This window comes from Rhizobium sp. CCGE531, from assembly GCF_003627795.1.
In the GTDB taxonomy this organism is placed as follows: Bacteria; Pseudomonadota; Alphaproteobacteria; order Rhizobiales; family Rhizobiaceae; genus Rhizobium.
In genome coordinates this window covers 149,371-162,626 of record NZ_CP032684.1, presented here as the reverse complement: position 1 = coordinate 162,626, position 13,256 = coordinate 149,371, and the positions used below count along the sequence as shown (strand labels likewise).

Sequence of the window (13,256 nt, the reverse complement as noted above, 5' to 3'; positions counted from 1 at the left end):
GCGCGTGTAAAGATGTCGCAGCGGCTGCGGCGACCATCGTGGCCGCGACGGCGCTTCGAAGAGGAATCCCCCGTGAAATCCCTGCTGATCGTGATTTTCAATCTCGTCGCATTCGTGGTCATGCCCGCCGTGGCCGAGGCGCAGCAATCGATCCTGCAGGATCCCGTGGCATTCGAGAAGGATCACTTCACCAAGAGCTGCGACGGTCAGGCGGGCTTCGGCGACCACTTCGCCACCCAGCAGGATATCAACAACGACAAGCTGGCCGATATCGTCGTCAACGAGGGCGAGATTACCTGCAAGGGCGAAAAAGGCCCCTACTGCACGGATGAAGGCTGCCCCTATAATTTCTATGTCCAGGTGGCCGAAGGCGGCTATCTCATGATCGCCACGGCGCGGATCTACGGCTATGATTTCATCCAGCGCTTCGGCAACATGGTGCTGGTCATGAAGATGCACCCGCACTTTTGCGACCGCAAGGAAGGCGAGGATCGCTGCGAAATCACCGTCCGGGTGCGCGGCGTCAAGTTCGTCACCATTTCCAAGAAATAGCCCTTACGGTCTGGACACGTAGTTACGGTCCGGACACGTCGTTACGGTCCGGGATAAAGCGCCGATGTGCGGCCGACGGCGTAATAGCCGACCAGGCCGACCCATTCGCGCAATCCCGTCGCCAGCAGTTGCGCGTTGCGCGAAGGCTGGGTGAAATCGAGGCCGAGCGTTTCCTTGCCGGTACTGCGGTAATCGACCGGCCAAGGCACGACATCGATGCCCTGCTTGCGGAAGATGCCCATCGAGCGGGGCATGTGGAAGCCCGATGTGATGAGCAGGCAGTTCGAAAGCCCGTTCTGCGCCAGCAGCTCCTTGGTATTGACGGCATTTTCGAAGGTGGTGCGCGAGGTCTTGTCCTCGACCATGCGGTCTCTGGGAATACCGAGTGCCGTGAAGAAGCGCTCGGAGATGACGGCATCGCCCTCATAGCTGCCGCCGATCGAGCCATCGCCGCCCGAGATCACGATGCGCGCCTGCGGATATTTCTGCGCCAGCCGCAGGCCTTCGATCAGGCGATCGCCAGCCGAATCGAGTTCGTAGCCGCCACGCGCGGTCGTTACCTCGTTCTGCGTGGCGCCGCCGAGCACGATCACGCATTTGAGATCCGCCGGATCGGCAGCCGAGTGCGAAAAGCGCTCTTCCAGGCCCTGGACGATATAGGCGCCCGCCGTCGTATAGAGCGAGACGAACAGGATAAGCACCGACAACAGCGACGAGACAATCACCGTGGCGCGCCAGCGCAGGAGAGCGGCGATGAAGGCCAGCAGGATGAAAAGAAACGCCAGCGACAGCGGCTGACCGAAAATCCAGACAAGTTTCGAAAAAACGAACACGGCATATCCTTACGCTTGTCGGCAAAACGATTCGTTTTTCTCCCTAGCAGATTTTTGTGCGCTGCAATGTGGCTATTTCGATCGCCGCACCATCGATGCCGAAATAACGAAGCGCTGATTGAAGCGGCGCTGCAGCGGGCGGGGGATGAAAAGCGTCGACAGCGCCAGCACGAGGGCGACCATGGACACCACCCAAAGCGCGTGCGCGCCGAAGGCGCCGGCCAGAAGCGCGCCGATGATGGCGCCGGAGATCATGCCGCTCCAGGGCACGATCTGCACCGTCCAGAGAAAATCCCGATCCCCCAGCAGGAAACGGCCAAGACCGCGACCGAAGCGCGAGAGCGCCCCGGTGACATAGGTGAGGCCGATCGGCAGGCCTTCGATATGCTCGACCGTGGCATTGACCATGCCCATGGCCAGCACCACCAGATAGAACTGCACCAGAACCAGCGACGGCTCCGCAAAGCCCGCGGCGGCGGCCAGAAGGATACTGACGCAGGCAAGCACCACGAAAGCCCGCCGCTCCGCCGCATGGGCGATGACGATCCCGAGCGCATTGCCGAGAATGAACGTCAGGATGGCCGAGAACAGCACCGCCGCATGGCCGAACTCGCCCATTCCGAGCGCAATCGCCGCCCGCGTCGTATTGCCGGTCATGAAGGACACGAAATTGCCCGTCAGCATCAGCCCGACGGCATCGGTCATCCCAGCCAGAAAGGCGATCGAGGCAACGAGCAGAAACCCCGTCACCGTGCGGCGGGTCTTGATGAGGCGACGGCGACGCTGTCTGGTCATGGCCGATTCGAGGTTGTTTGCGGAGGATTCGAGGCTAGCACGAAGTTGAGGGAATGCGGAGGATGGATTAAGTTATCGATGCGTGGAAAACAGGCAGGCTTTTAGAGCAGCCTCTTCTTCGCAAATGCTCGGCCAGAATGGGATTTCAGATAGGCTTCGAATTCCAATGCGCGATATTTGTCCGGGAATGCCGAGTACCAAAGAAGAATCCATGGCGCGAATTTCGCGGTGTGCGTCGACTTGCCGGCGTTGTGGTCCGCAAGCCGCCGTTTAAGATCTGAAGTCGATCCAGTATATTGCTGGTCAGCAAAATCCGCGCTTTGAAGGATGTAAACGTACCACATCCGCATCTCGATCGATTGGCATCCGGTGATTCGGACGCAAATACTATATCGAGTCGATGTTGGCTTCTTGTCTGGAAATATTTGATTGAAATTTCAGCCCGTCGTCGCCCTGCGGGCTATGCCGGGCACTGCTTCGGCCTAACGGTTCCCCGCGGCTGCGCCACGCGAAGCCCGTAAGGGCGAAGCGTGGTGGAGCTAAGCGGGATCGAACCGCTGACCTCTTGCATGCCATGCAAGCGCTCTCCCAGCTGAGCTATAGCCCCATCAAGGTGGTGCCGTTTGACCGGCCCTGGGTCCCTTCCGAGCGCTTCGCCCGTCGGGGTGGCGGCTTATTACTTCTGGTTTTTACAGATAGCAAGCCGAAAAATTCGGCCCGGGGATTTTTTCTTGGTTCCCGGGCCGACTGTCCTTGAGATCAGACGTCGTCTTCGTCGCCGGTGACGCCGATGATGTCGCTCATGTCGTCATCATCTTCGTCTTCGTCGGCTTCAAGGAAGGTATCGTCGTCATCGTCGTCGATTTCGACGTCGTCATCGCCGATATCCGGAATATCGTCGCCGCCGGCAGCGGCTTCATCGGCATCCTCGAGCGACACCAGTTCGACTTCGGTGTTCTCGGTATCGACCTCGGCCACTTCTTCTTCTTCCGGAACTTCCTTCGAAGCGGAGGTTTCCTCGAAATAGGACAGGGGCCAGGACTTGCCGGTGTAGGGCGAGATCACCGGATCCCGGTTCAGGTCGTAGAACTTCTTGCCATTGTCCGGATCGGTACGTTTTGTTCCAAGTTCCGCTTTCGCCACTGTCAAAGCCTCATGAATGGCCGGATGAAAATCCGGCAATGCCGGGGAAGCCGGCGTTTTAAGGGAAATATCAGCCGGTCCCCTTAATCGTTGCGGCCGTTTCTGTCAAAGCTAAACTTCATGCCGCTTCGCACGCGGTTTTCACGCATTGCGGGATGACGGCGATACGGGCCTGTGCCAACCAGCCGATGCGAGCCGCAGAACATCTGGCGCAAGAGGACCGCAGCCAGCCATTGAATGCGGCAGAAATACCGGCATCGCAAAGGAATTGCCCATGCCGCACGATACTCTCTCCCATCCAGCCGTGGCGTCGACTGCAGCGAAGGTAGGGATTCGCTGACGGTTCAGGGCAGGCCTAGCGGCAAGGGCCTCGGCAATGCCCGCGGCAGCGAGGTCAAGACCCATCTCGATCATCGCATCGCCAAGAGTTTCCTCGTTATGGGGCTTGCGAGCGAGCATCCGGTTTCGATCGACGATTCCGCCATGATCGCCACCAGCTTTCCGGAATTTTTTGCTATGATCCCAAGGTTGGGCGCGATGATCGAGGCCAGCGGCTAATAGACCGCGCGGTGCCCTGGGCGGTGGACGATGCACCGCCGGACTTCATCGCAGCCCCGATGGAAGGCATCGTCGGCATCGAAATCGACGTCGAGGCGATTGACGGCAAATGGAAGGTGAGCCAGAACCGACCGCTCGCCGACCGGCAGGGCGTGGCCGAAGGCCTTTCGGCGATCGATGGTGGCGAAGTCGCCGAGATGGCCGATCTGGTGCGTCATTACGGCAAGTAATATCGGGATACAGGTAGAGGCTGAAGAAGACATGATCATTGCCATCGACGGGCCTGCGGCTGCCGGCAAGGGAACCTTAGCGCGTCGGATCGCCGAGACCTATGGTTTTCATCATCTCGATACCGGCCTCACCTACCGCGCCGCCGCCAAGGCCCTTCTCGATGCCGGATTGCCGCTCGACGACGAGGCCGTTGCCGAAGGCATGGCGCGCAAGGTCGATCTGGCCGGGCTCGACCGGACTATTCTGTCCAGGCACGAGATCGGCGAGGCCGCATCGAAGATCGCCGTCATGCCGGCCGTCCGCCGGGCTCTGGTGGAGGCTCAGCGCCGTTTTGCCGAAAAGACGCCGGGCGCCGTGCTCGACGGGCGCGACATCGGCACGATCGTCTGCCCGGACGCGCCGGTGAAGCTCTATGTGACAGCCTCGGACGAAGTCCGCGCCAGGCGGCGCTACGAGGAGATCGTCGAAGCCGGCGGCAGCGCCGACTACGAGGCCATTTTCGCGGATGTGAAACGGCGCGACGAGCGCGATATGGGCCGCACCGACAGCCCGTTGAAGCCGGCTGAAGACGCATACTTGCTAGATACATCAGAAATGAGTATAGAAGCGGCGTTTCAGATGGCAAAGTCGATCGTCGACGCCGCTCTGAGCCGAAATGCCTGAAAATGTGAGCGGCCTTCGCGCGCCTAGCGCCCGGAACCGCCGATTTCAAGATAGCCTGACATTCCGTCCAAGCGCCGGATAGCTTTCCTCAAAGGGAAGGCGGACTGGGGTCAGGCCCGTTTAACGCGAACCACCGGCGCGTCAGTGTCCAGATTGCATAATCAAGGACACGCCAGGAGATTTTATGTCTGTAACTTCCCCCTCTCGCGAAGATTTCGCGGCCCTTCTCGAAGAATCCTTTGCCAAGAACGATCTGGCTGAAGGCTATGTCACCAAGGGCATCATCACCGCCATCGAAAAGGATGTCGCCGTTGTGGACGTCGGCCTCAAGGTCGAAGGCCGCATCGCGCTGAAGGAATTCGGTGCGCGCGCCAAGGACGGCACGCTCAACGTTGGCGATGAAGTCGAAGTCTATGTCGAGCGCATCGAAAACGCGCTTGGCGAAGCTGTTCTGTCGCGCGAAAAGGCTCGCCGCGAAGAAAGCTGGATCAAGCTCGAAGCCAAGTTCGAAGCTGGCGAGCGCGTCGAAGGCGTCATCTTCAACCAGGTCAAGGGCGGCTTCACCGTCGATCTCGACGGCGCTATCGCCTTCCTGCCGCGTTCGCAGGTCGACATCCGTCCGATCCGCGACGTCACTCCGCTGATGCACAACCCGCAGCCCTTCGAAATCCTCAAGATGGACAAGCGCCGCGGCAACATCGTCGTTTCGCGTCGTACGGTTCTGGAAGAGTCCCGTGCCGAGCAGCGTTCTGAAATCGTTCAGAACCTCGAAGAAGGCCAGGTTGTTGACGGCGTCGTCAAGAACATCACCGATTACGGTGCGTTCGTCGACCTCGGCGGCATCGACGGCCTGCTGCACGTCACCGACATGGCATGGCGCCGCGTGAACCATCCGTCGGAAATCCTGTCCATCGGCCAGCAGGTCAAGGTACAGATCATCCGCATCAACCAGGAAACCCACCGCATCTCGCTCGGCATGAAGCAGCTCGAGAGCGATCCGTGGGATGGCATCCAGGCCAAGTATCCGGAAGGCAAGAAGATCTCCGGTACCGTCACGAACATCACCGACTACGGTGCGTTCGTCGAGCTGGAGCCGGGCATCGAAGGCCTCATCCACATCTCGGAAATGTCCTGGACCAAGAAGAACGTTCACCCCGGCAAGATCCTGTCCACGAGCCAGGAAGTCGAAGTCGTCGTTCTCGAAGTCGATCCGACCAAGCGTCGTATCTCGCTCGGCCTGAAGCAGACGCTGGAAAACCCGTGGGCAGCATTCGCCCGCAACCATCCGGCTGGCACCGAAGTCGAAGGCGAAGTCAAGAACAAGACCGAATTCGGCCTGTTCATCGGCCTCGACGGCGATGTGGACGGCATGGTGCACCTCTCCGACCTCGACTGGAACCGTCCGGGCGAGCAGGTCATCGAGGAGTTCAACAAGGGTGACGTCGTCAAGGCTGTCGTTCTCGACGTCGACGTCGAGAAGGAACGCATCTCGCTCGGCATCAAGCAGCTCGGCAAGGATGCAGTCGGCGAAGCAGCCGCTTCGGGCGACCTGCGCAAGAATGCAGTCGTTTCCTGCGAAGTCATCGCAGTCAACGACGGCGGCATCGAAGTCAAGCTCGTCAACCACGAAGACATGACCTCGTTCATTCGCCGCGCCGATCTGTCGCGTGACCGCGACGAACAGCGTCCGGAGCGTTTCTCGGTTGGTCAGGTTGTCGACGCTCGCGTCACCAACTTCTCCAAGAAGGATCGCAAGATCATGCTGTCGATCAAGGCTCTGGAAATCGCTGAAGAGAAGGAAGCTGTTGCTCAGTTCGGTTCGTCCGACTCGGGCGCTTCGCTCGGCGACATCCTGGGAGCGGCTCTGAAGAACCGCAACGCCGAATAATCTTCGGCAAGCCTCTCGAAATGAAGAACCCGCCGGAGCGATCCGGCGGGTTTTATTTTGTCCGTCATGCCGTGTCTGGGCCGGCTATTCCATTTCGAAGGCGCCTATTCCCAGGCCACCATGCGGCGATAGAAATCGAAGGCATGATCCTGCAAGGGGTCGTGCAATGGCTGCGGCAAGGCGAGCTGGTCCGGGCCGGCCTCGCCGAGGGGGGAGACAAGTCCTGCGTCCGCTTCGTCGGAAGCCTCTTCAGCCTTCTGCGACGGTTCTTCCGCTCCTGCTTCGTCTTTATCCTGCTGCTGCGCCGTCTCTTCGTCCTGAGCGTCTCCGCCTTCCTCATCGTCAACCGGATCGACGCGATCGAGCAGTTTCGATTCGCCGGCCTTGGCGGGGACATCGGCCGGCAGATAGTTCGCGACGACAAAGGGAACGCCGAGCGGCAGAGGTGCGGATATTCCCGCCTGTTCCGCAGCCTCATACATTGCCATCGGCACTGCAGACGACGGCTGCGGCCTGCCGGAAAGTGCGGCGGCGGGCGCTTCGGGCTGATCCGTCGACGATGCGGGGGCGGCCGTTGCCGACGCCGGGCTTCCGGCACCGGCATCGATGGGCCGCGGCTGTGACGGCGATTGCGTTGCCGTATTGGCCGTCAGCGCCTGCGCGATGATCTTCTCGACGGAAGACATGGGATTGCTGATGATCTGCTGCAGGTCGGAACTGGTCGCCATCGCGGGCGGGCTGATGACGACCTGCAGCCCCTGCTTGATATCGGCTTGAATCTGCTGGATATCGCGCGGCACGGGCGGCGGTGTCAGCGGCGATCTGATCAACGCGATTTCCATCGGAAGTTCGGCTTCGGCGGCGGTCGCGGTCAGCAGTGCTCCCACAGCCAGTTCATCGACAAGGGAAGCAAGCTGCGAAGCTGGGGGCGCGCCGGCGGCAACGCTGCCGCTGCCAGCAGTGGCAGCTTGCGGGGTGGCCGGCCCTGTGCCTTGTGTGATCGTCTGATCCGGGGCCGCCTCGGCGGCAGTCGGCGCGGATTGCGTGGGAATACCCGGTTGCGGCGTCTGCAGCGACACGGACGCTGGCTGGGCTGCATGCTGGACTGCGGTGGACGCCGGCTGGGTTGGCGTGGACGTGGACGTGGACGTGGACGTGGACGTGGACGTGGACGTGGAAGGCATCGGCTCTTCTGCGGCGACTGCAAGAGCCGTTGCCAGAGTGGCTGGATCGGCCGCTCGCTGCAGCTGGGTCGATGCTGGTACCTGCGGGACTGGCGCTTCCGCCCTGCCAGCATTCTGGCCATAGGAATTGACGACCGCTTTCAGCACGGCGTCGGGTTCGGCGGCGGACGCCTGCTCCAGGCTGAGCGCCAGCTGAAGCGCTTGCGGCCTTTCCGGATCCTCCAGTGCCTCGGCCAGAAGCGGCAGCGGCACCCGGATGTTCGTCTGCGCATCCATTCGCTGTTGGGCGACGACGAGCTGCTGTGGCGTCAGGCTGCGGATCGCGGCGGCAACGCGCTGTGCATAGGCGGTATTGCTCTCGCCCGGTTCACGGGAAACATTCACCGCCTGACTGGCGGTATCGATGGCCGATAGCAGGCTATCGAACATCCGCTCGCGGGCCGCAACCAGCAGCATGTTCAACTTGCCCTCGACGCTGGCATTGATCGTACTTGATAGAACGGCCAGCGGCGTCGCGGCAGTCTGGAGCCCGGAGGTGTCCGCCGTCGCAACGATCGGCTTTTCAATAGACGCACCCACGGCGGACACGGCACCAACGGGAAGCAACATGACATGCTCCTTTGTCTGGCAAGGCGACGATGGAAGCGGAAAGCAGGTTCAATCAGGGTCCGCTCATGCGGCCGGTAGGTCTTCGAGCGCCGGATAACCGGAAGAGCGAAACGAGAACGCGTCGGGCTGGAAGCCAATGGAACGATAGCAGCCTGTTTGTTAACAGATTGCTAAATAAAAAAGGCCGATGCCACTTTCGCGGCACCGGCCTGTGGATTTCTCCCGCCGAACGGGGGCGATCAGCTATGCGCGAAAATATCCGCCTCTTCCCAGCCGAGAAGGTCGAGCTTGGCGCGGGTCGGAAGGAAGGCAAAGCAATCATCAGCATAGTCCATGCGGCCGTCGCGCAGAAGGCGCTCCGTCAGCTTGGCGCGAAGCGCGTGAAGATAGAGAACGTCGGAGGCGGCATATTCAAGCTGCGCCGGCGAGAGCGTTTCCGCGGCCCAATCGGACGATTGCTGCGCCTTGGAGATGTCAACATCGAGCATCTCCTTGAGATTGTCCTTGAGGCCATGACGGTCGGTATAGGTGCGACACAGGCGCGAGGCGATCTTGGTGCAGAAGACCGGCGTGGTGGTGACGCCGAACGTATGGAACAGGACGGCGATGTCGAAACGGCCATAATGAAAGATCTTCTGGCGCGCGGGGTCCGCAAGCATGGCGACGAGGTTGGGCGCCTGCTTCTGCCCGGCGGCGATGCGGATGACATCGGCGGTGCCGTCGCCCGACGAAAGCTGCACGACGCAAAGCCGGTCGCGGCGCGGAATGAGGCCGAGGGTTTCGGTGTCGATGGCTATGGCGCCGGTGTAGCGGGCGGCATCTTCGGTGGAAATATCACCTTCGTGATAGCGGATGGTGGCAGCCATGAAATTCTCCCGGCGCTGTCTTTCTGAATTCGCTTTTCGTCCGTTCTATAGAACAGACGGGGCGACGGCGATACCGGATAACGATGCGGGCGCCGTTCAAAATGTCGGCGGCGTGTTGATCCAGAGCAATATCGTCTCGCCATCGTGCCGGTTGCGCCAGGAATGATAGCGGCGGCTTTCGAAATAAAGGGAATCGCCGGGCAAGAGATCGAAAAACTGGTCGCTGTCGAGCACCAGTTCCAGACGTCCGGCCAGGACATGGATGAACTCCTCGCCCTCGTGTCGATAGGCGCCCTCGCTCGCCGCACCCGGAGCAAGCACGAAGCGATGGCAGTCCATCATCGTCCTCCCCTCGGCAAGAAGCTGGACGGTGACACCGGGTGTCGTCTCCGGCCAGGCGCGCCATTCGCCGGATCGGATCAGCGCCGGGACATCCTCGCGCTCTTCGCCCGACAGGCGGGACACCGTCGTGCCATAGTAATCCGCCAGATCATGGAGGGTCTTGAAGCTGACGCCCTGCGAGGTGCGCTCCAGAGTCGACAGCGTCGAGGACGTCATGCCCATATCGGCGGCGACCTGCTCCAGCGTCTTGCCGGCGGCATGACGCAGCGAGCGAAGCCTGCGGCCGATATCCGAGGATGCCGATTGCTCGCCATTCTCCAGACCGGCACTCCCTTCCTCCGTCTCCAGCGCCTCGCGAATCGCCGCCGGATTGAGGCCACGCTCGGCGCGGAACCATGAAATACGCTTCAGCCGCGCCACGTCCTCGGCGCTATACTGGCGGTGCCCGGTCTCGGAGCGGAAGGGCACCACCAGGCCCTGGCTTTCCCAGAGCCGTAGGGTGGAGGCCGATACGCCGGCAAGACGTGCCGCTTCCGCCACCTTATAGCGCACGGGCTCGATGCTGCTCATTTGCCAATGATCCCTGATCTCTAGTCTTCGATCCGTTTAGCATGGATCAGACGTTTGCGTGATCCCTTCGGCACCTTCTTGTCACCCACATAAAATCCCGCTTGAAATCTTGCAGGAAAAATGTAGGAGTTTTCTAAATAAATTGCAGAACTTCTGCAAGATAATTCGAAACTGCTTTCTGGGAGCGACTGCAATGACTTTAACCGAGCGAAAGAATGCCGCCATTTCCCGCGGCGTCGGCATGACGACGCAGATCTATGCCGATCGCGCCGAAAATGCCGAGATTTGGGACAAGGAAGGCAATCGCTACATCGATTTCGCCGCCGGCATCGCCGTGGTGAATACCGGCCACCGCCATCCCCGCGTCATTGCCGCCGTCAAGGAACAGCTCGATCGCTTCACCCACACCTGCCACCAGGTCGTGCCCTATGAGAGCTATGTGCATCTTGCCGAGCGGCTGAACGCCATCGTCCCCGGCGATTTCGCCAAGAAGACGATCTTCGTCACGACGGGTGCGGAAGCGGTCGAAAACGCCGTCAAGATCGCCCGCGCCTCCACAGGCCGTTCGGCCATCGTCGCTTTCGGCGGCGGCTTCCACGGCCGCACCTTCATGGGCATGGCGCTGACCGGCAAGGTGGCGCCTTATAAGGTCGGCTTCGGCCCGATGCCCGGCGATGTCTTCCATGCGCCCTTCCCCGTGCCGCTGCACGGCATCAGCGTCGAGCAATCGCTGGCGGCGCTGAAGAAGCTCTTTGCCGCCGATGTCGACCCGCAGCGCGTGGCCGCCATCATCCTCGAACCGGTTCAAGGCGAAGGCGGCTTCTATCCCGCTCCATCGGCTTTCATGAAGGCGCTGCGCGAGATCTGCGACCAGCACGGCATTCTGCTGATCGCCGATGAGGTGCAGACCGGCTTTGCGCGCACCGGCAAGATGTTTGCGATGGATCATCACGAGGTGGCCGCCGATCTCGTCACCATGGCGAAGAGCCTTGCCGGCGGCTTCCCGCTTGCCGCTGTCACCGGCCGTGCCGAGGTGATGGACGCGCCGGCACCGGGCGGCCTTGGCGGCACTTATGGCGGCAATCCGCTTGGCATTGCCGCCGCCCATGCCGTGCTCGACGTCATCGCCGACGAAGGCCTGTGCGACCGCGCCAACCAGCTCGGCGCGCGCCTGAAGCAGCGTCTGGAATCGCTGCGCGACAAAGTGCCTGAAATCGTCGACATCCGCGGCCCCGGCTTCATGAACGCAGTGGAATTCAACGATGCGGCGACGAAGCTGCCGAGCGCCGATTTCGCCAACAAGGTGCGGCTGATCGCGCTCGACAAGGGGCTGATCCTGCTCACCTGCGGCGTCCATGGCAATGTCATCCGCTTCCTGTCGCCGATCACCATCCAGGACGGCGTGTTCGGCGAGGCGCTCGATATCCTCGAGGCATCGCTGCTGGAGGCAAGCGCCTCCCGCTAACCGCCGTTTCCTGACGTTTGTTTCTCATTCGCCGGCGCGTGCCGCCGGGCGAAACCCTGTCGGAGTGCAGACCATGTCCTTTACAACAGCAATGACCAAGCACGTTCCCTTCTCTTCGCGCTTCCTGCGCGCCGCCGGCTATATCAACGGCGCATGGACGGCCGGCGGGGCGACGAAGACGTTCGATGTCATCAATCCGGCCACCGGCGAAGTGCTCGCCTCGCTGCCCGATATGGGTGCAGCCGAGACGACGGCCGCAATCGATGCCGCCTATATCGCCCAGCTCGCCTGGGCCGCCCGGCCGGCCAAGGAACGGGCAGCAATCCTGCGCAAATGGTTCGACCTCATGGTCGCCAATGCCGATGAGCTGGCGGCGATCCTGACGGCGGAAATGGGCAAGCCGCTGGCGGAAGCGAAAGGCGAGATCCTCTACGCCGCTTCCTATGTCGAATGGTATGCGGAAGAGGCCAAGCGCATCTACGGCGAAACCATCCCCGCGCCCTCCAACGACAAGCGCATGATCGTCATCAAGCAGCCTGTCGGCGTCGTCGGCACGATCACGCCCTGGAACTTCCCGGCGGCCATGATCGCCCGCAAGATCGCCCCGGCCCTTGCCGTCGGCTGCACCGTCGTCTCGAAGCCCGCGGAGCAGACGCCGCTGACCGCGATCGCGCTGGCCGTTCTTGCCGAAGAGGCTGGCGTTCCAGCCGGCGTTCTCAACATCATCGTCGGCATCGACGGGCCGGCGATCGGCCGCGAGCTTTGCGGCAATCCGAAGGTGCGCAAGATCAGCTTCACCGGCTCGACGGAGGTCGGCCGCATCCTGATGCGCCAGTGCTCCGACCAGATCAAGAAGGTCAGCCTCGAGCTCGGCGGTAATGCGCCCTTCATCGTTTTCGACGACGCAGATCTCGACGCCGCCGTCGAAGGGGCAATGGCTTCGAAATACCGCAATGCCGGCCAGACCTGCGTCTGCGCCAACCGCATCTATGTCCAGTCGAATGTCTATGACACCTTTGCAGCCAAACTCGCAGCCAAGGTAAGCGAACTCTCCGTCGGCGACGGCTTCAAGCCGGGCGTGTCCATCGGGCCGTTGATCGATGAACAGGGTGTCGCCAAGGCCGAAGACCATGTTCGGGACGCCGTCTCGAAGGGTGCCCGCGTCGTGCTCGGCGGTAAGCGCATCGAAGGTGCCGGCACCTTCTTCGCGCCGACCATCCTGACCAGCGTCGACCGAAGCATGAAGGTGGCGCGCGAGGAGACGTTCGGCCCGGTGGCACCGCTCTTCCGCTTCGAAACGGTCGAGGACGTGATCGCGCAGGCGAACGACACCGAATTCGGCCTCGCCGCCTATTTCTTCGCCGGCGACCTGAAGAAAGTCTGGCGCGTGGCCGAGGCGCTAGAATATGGCATGGTCGGCATTAATACCGGCCTGATGTCGACGGAGACGGCGCCGTTCGGCGGCATCAAGCAATCCGGCCTCGGCCGCGAAGGCTCGCGCCACGGCGCCGACGACTATCTGGAAATGAAGTACCTCTGCATCGGCAATCTATAGCC

General features: G+C 61.6%; 12 protein-coding genes, 1 tRNA gene and 2 pseudogenes. 7 read left to right on the top strand and 8 right to left on the bottom strand.

Annotated features, from left to right (window positions below):
• The first annotated feature begins 72 nt into the window (after positions 1 to 72).
• A complete protein-coding gene (locus CCGE531_RS00775; RefSeq protein ID WP_120666340.1) occupies positions 73 to 552 on the top strand; it encodes a hypothetical protein in 480 nt (159 codons plus the stop codon).
• 41 nt (positions 553 to 593) lie between these two features.
• Here CCGE531_RS00775 and CCGE531_RS00770 read toward each other — a convergent pair whose 3' ends face one another.
• The 5 genes from CCGE531_RS00770 to CCGE531_RS00750 all read right to left on the bottom strand — a co-directional run bounded on the left by CCGE531_RS00770 (position 594) and on the right by CCGE531_RS00750 (position 3,323).
• Complete coding sequence (locus CCGE531_RS00770) at positions 594 to 1,385, bottom strand: YdcF family protein (protein WP_120662480.1); 792 nt, start codon at positions 1,383 to 1,385, stop codon at positions 594 to 596.
• A gap of 72 nt (positions 1,386 to 1,457) precedes the next feature.
• Entirely contained in the window at positions 1,458 to 2,180 is a 723-nt protein-coding gene (locus CCGE531_RS00765) for a YoaK family protein (RefSeq protein WP_120662479.1), read from the bottom strand.
• A gap of 101 nt (positions 2,181 to 2,281) precedes the next feature.
• Positions 2,282 to 2,524, bottom strand: coding sequence for a GIY-YIG nuclease family protein (locus CCGE531_RS00760; protein WP_120662478.1), 243 nt, complete (start codon positions 2,522 to 2,524; stop codon positions 2,282 to 2,284).
• Positions 2,525 to 2,711: 187 nt separating this feature from the next.
• Positions 2,712 to 2,787, bottom strand: a tRNA-Ala gene (locus CCGE531_RS00755).
• A gap of 152 nt (positions 2,788 to 2,939) precedes the next feature.
• On the bottom strand, positions 2,940 to 3,323 hold the full coding sequence (locus CCGE531_RS00750; RefSeq protein ID WP_120666338.1) for a TIGR02300 family protein: 384 nt from the start codon (positions 3,321 to 3,323) through the stop codon (positions 2,940 to 2,942).
• 306 nt (positions 3,324 to 3,629) lie between these two features.
• On the opposite strand from CCGE531_RS00750, the pseudogene CCGE531_RS00745 reads away from it, so the two are divergent.
• The 4 genes and pseudogenes from CCGE531_RS00745 to rpsA form a co-directional block, all read left to right on the top strand.
• Positions 3,630 to 3,881: pseudogene (locus tag CCGE531_RS00745) on the top strand (3-phosphoshikimate 1-carboxyvinyltransferase); the annotation flags it as partial.
• Positions 3,882 to 3,883: 2 nt separating this feature from the next.
• Positions 3,884 to 4,111 (top strand): annotated as a pseudogene (locus CCGE531_RS00740) (FMN-binding negative transcriptional regulator); the annotation flags it as partial.
• Positions 4,112 to 4,142: 31 nt separating this feature from the next.
• Complete coding sequence (cmk, locus tag CCGE531_RS00735; RefSeq protein ID WP_120662476.1) at positions 4,143 to 4,775, top strand: (d)CMP kinase; 633 nt, start codon at positions 4,143 to 4,145, stop codon at positions 4,773 to 4,775.
• 184 nt (positions 4,776 to 4,959) lie between these two features.
• Complete coding sequence (gene rpsA / locus CCGE531_RS00730; protein WP_120662475.1) at positions 4,960 to 6,663, top strand: 30S ribosomal protein S1; 1,704 nt, start codon at positions 4,960 to 4,962, stop codon at positions 6,661 to 6,663.
• A 104-nt stretch (positions 6,664 to 6,767) separates the two neighbouring features.
• Here the strand turns inward: rpsA and CCGE531_RS00725 are convergent, their stop codons facing one another.
• The 3 genes from CCGE531_RS00725 to CCGE531_RS00715 all read right to left on the bottom strand — a co-directional run bounded on the left by CCGE531_RS00725 (position 6,768) and on the right by CCGE531_RS00715 (position 10,234).
• Positions 6,768 to 8,456: a hypothetical protein gene (locus CCGE531_RS00725; RefSeq protein WP_120662474.1), complete on the bottom strand. Its 1,689-nt coding sequence runs from the start codon at positions 8,454 to 8,456 to the stop codon at positions 6,768 to 6,770.
• 239 nt (positions 8,457 to 8,695) lie between these two features.
• A complete protein-coding gene (locus tag CCGE531_RS00720; protein ID WP_120662473.1) occupies positions 8,696 to 9,322 on the bottom strand; it encodes a ribonuclease D in 627 nt (208 codons plus the stop codon).
• 96 nt (positions 9,323 to 9,418) lie between these two features.
• Positions 9,419 to 10,234 carry a MerR family transcriptional regulator gene (locus CCGE531_RS00715; RefSeq protein WP_120662472.1) on the bottom strand — a complete coding sequence of 272 codons (816 nt, stop codon included), beginning with the start codon at positions 10,232 to 10,234 and terminating at the stop codon, positions 9,419 to 9,421.
• Between the two features lie 193 nt (positions 10,235 to 10,427).
• Between CCGE531_RS00715 and CCGE531_RS00710 the strand changes: the two genes are divergently transcribed.
• Together CCGE531_RS00710 and CCGE531_RS00705 are read left to right on the top strand one after the other, a co-directional pair.
• The gene (locus CCGE531_RS00710) at positions 10,428 to 11,699 is read left to right on the top strand and encodes a 4-aminobutyrate--2-oxoglutarate transaminase (RefSeq protein ID WP_120662471.1); all 1,272 of its coding nucleotides are present in this window, start codon (positions 10,428 to 10,430) and stop codon (positions 11,697 to 11,699) included.
• A gap of 73 nt (positions 11,700 to 11,772) precedes the next feature.
• A complete protein-coding gene (locus CCGE531_RS00705) occupies positions 11,773 to 13,254 on the top strand; it encodes an NAD-dependent succinate-semialdehyde dehydrogenase (protein ID WP_120662470.1) in 1,482 nt (493 codons plus the stop codon).
• The last annotated feature ends 2 nt before the right edge of the window (positions 13,255 to 13,256 follow it).

Excerpts from the sequence above, each read along its gene's own strand:
- CCGE531_RS00765 (WP_120662479.1), bottom strand. The coding sequence starts at position 2,180 with ATGACCAGACAGCGTCGCCGTCGCCTCATCAAGACCCGCCGCACGGTG.
- CCGE531_RS00760 (WP_120662478.1), bottom strand. The coding sequence starts at position 2,524 with ATGTGGTACGTTTACATCCTTCAAAGCGCGGATTTTGCTGACCAGCAA.
- cmk (WP_120662476.1), top strand. The coding sequence starts at position 4,143 with ATGATCATTGCCATCGACGGGCCTGCGGCTGCCGGCAAGGGAACCTTA.
- rpsA (WP_120662475.1), top strand. The coding sequence starts at position 4,960 with ATGTCTGTAACTTCCCCCTCTCGCGAAGATTTCGCGGCCCTTCTCGAA.
- CCGE531_RS00725 (WP_120662474.1), bottom strand. The coding sequence starts at position 8,456 with ATGTTGCTTCCCGTTGGTGCCGTGTCCGCCGTGGGTGCGTCTATTGAA.
- CCGE531_RS00720 (WP_120662473.1), bottom strand. The coding sequence starts at position 9,322 with ATGGCTGCCACCATCCGCTATCACGAAGGTGATATTTCCACCGAAGAT.
- CCGE531_RS00715 (WP_120662472.1), bottom strand. The coding sequence starts at position 10,234 with ATGAGCAGCATCGAGCCCGTGCGCTATAAGGTGGCGGAAGCGGCACGT.
- CCGE531_RS00710 (WP_120662471.1), top strand. The coding sequence starts at position 10,428 with ATGACTTTAACCGAGCGAAAGAATGCCGCCATTTCCCGCGGCGTCGGC.
- CCGE531_RS00705 (WP_120662470.1), top strand. The coding sequence starts at position 11,773 with ATGTCCTTTACAACAGCAATGACCAAGCACGTTCCCTTCTCTTCGCGC.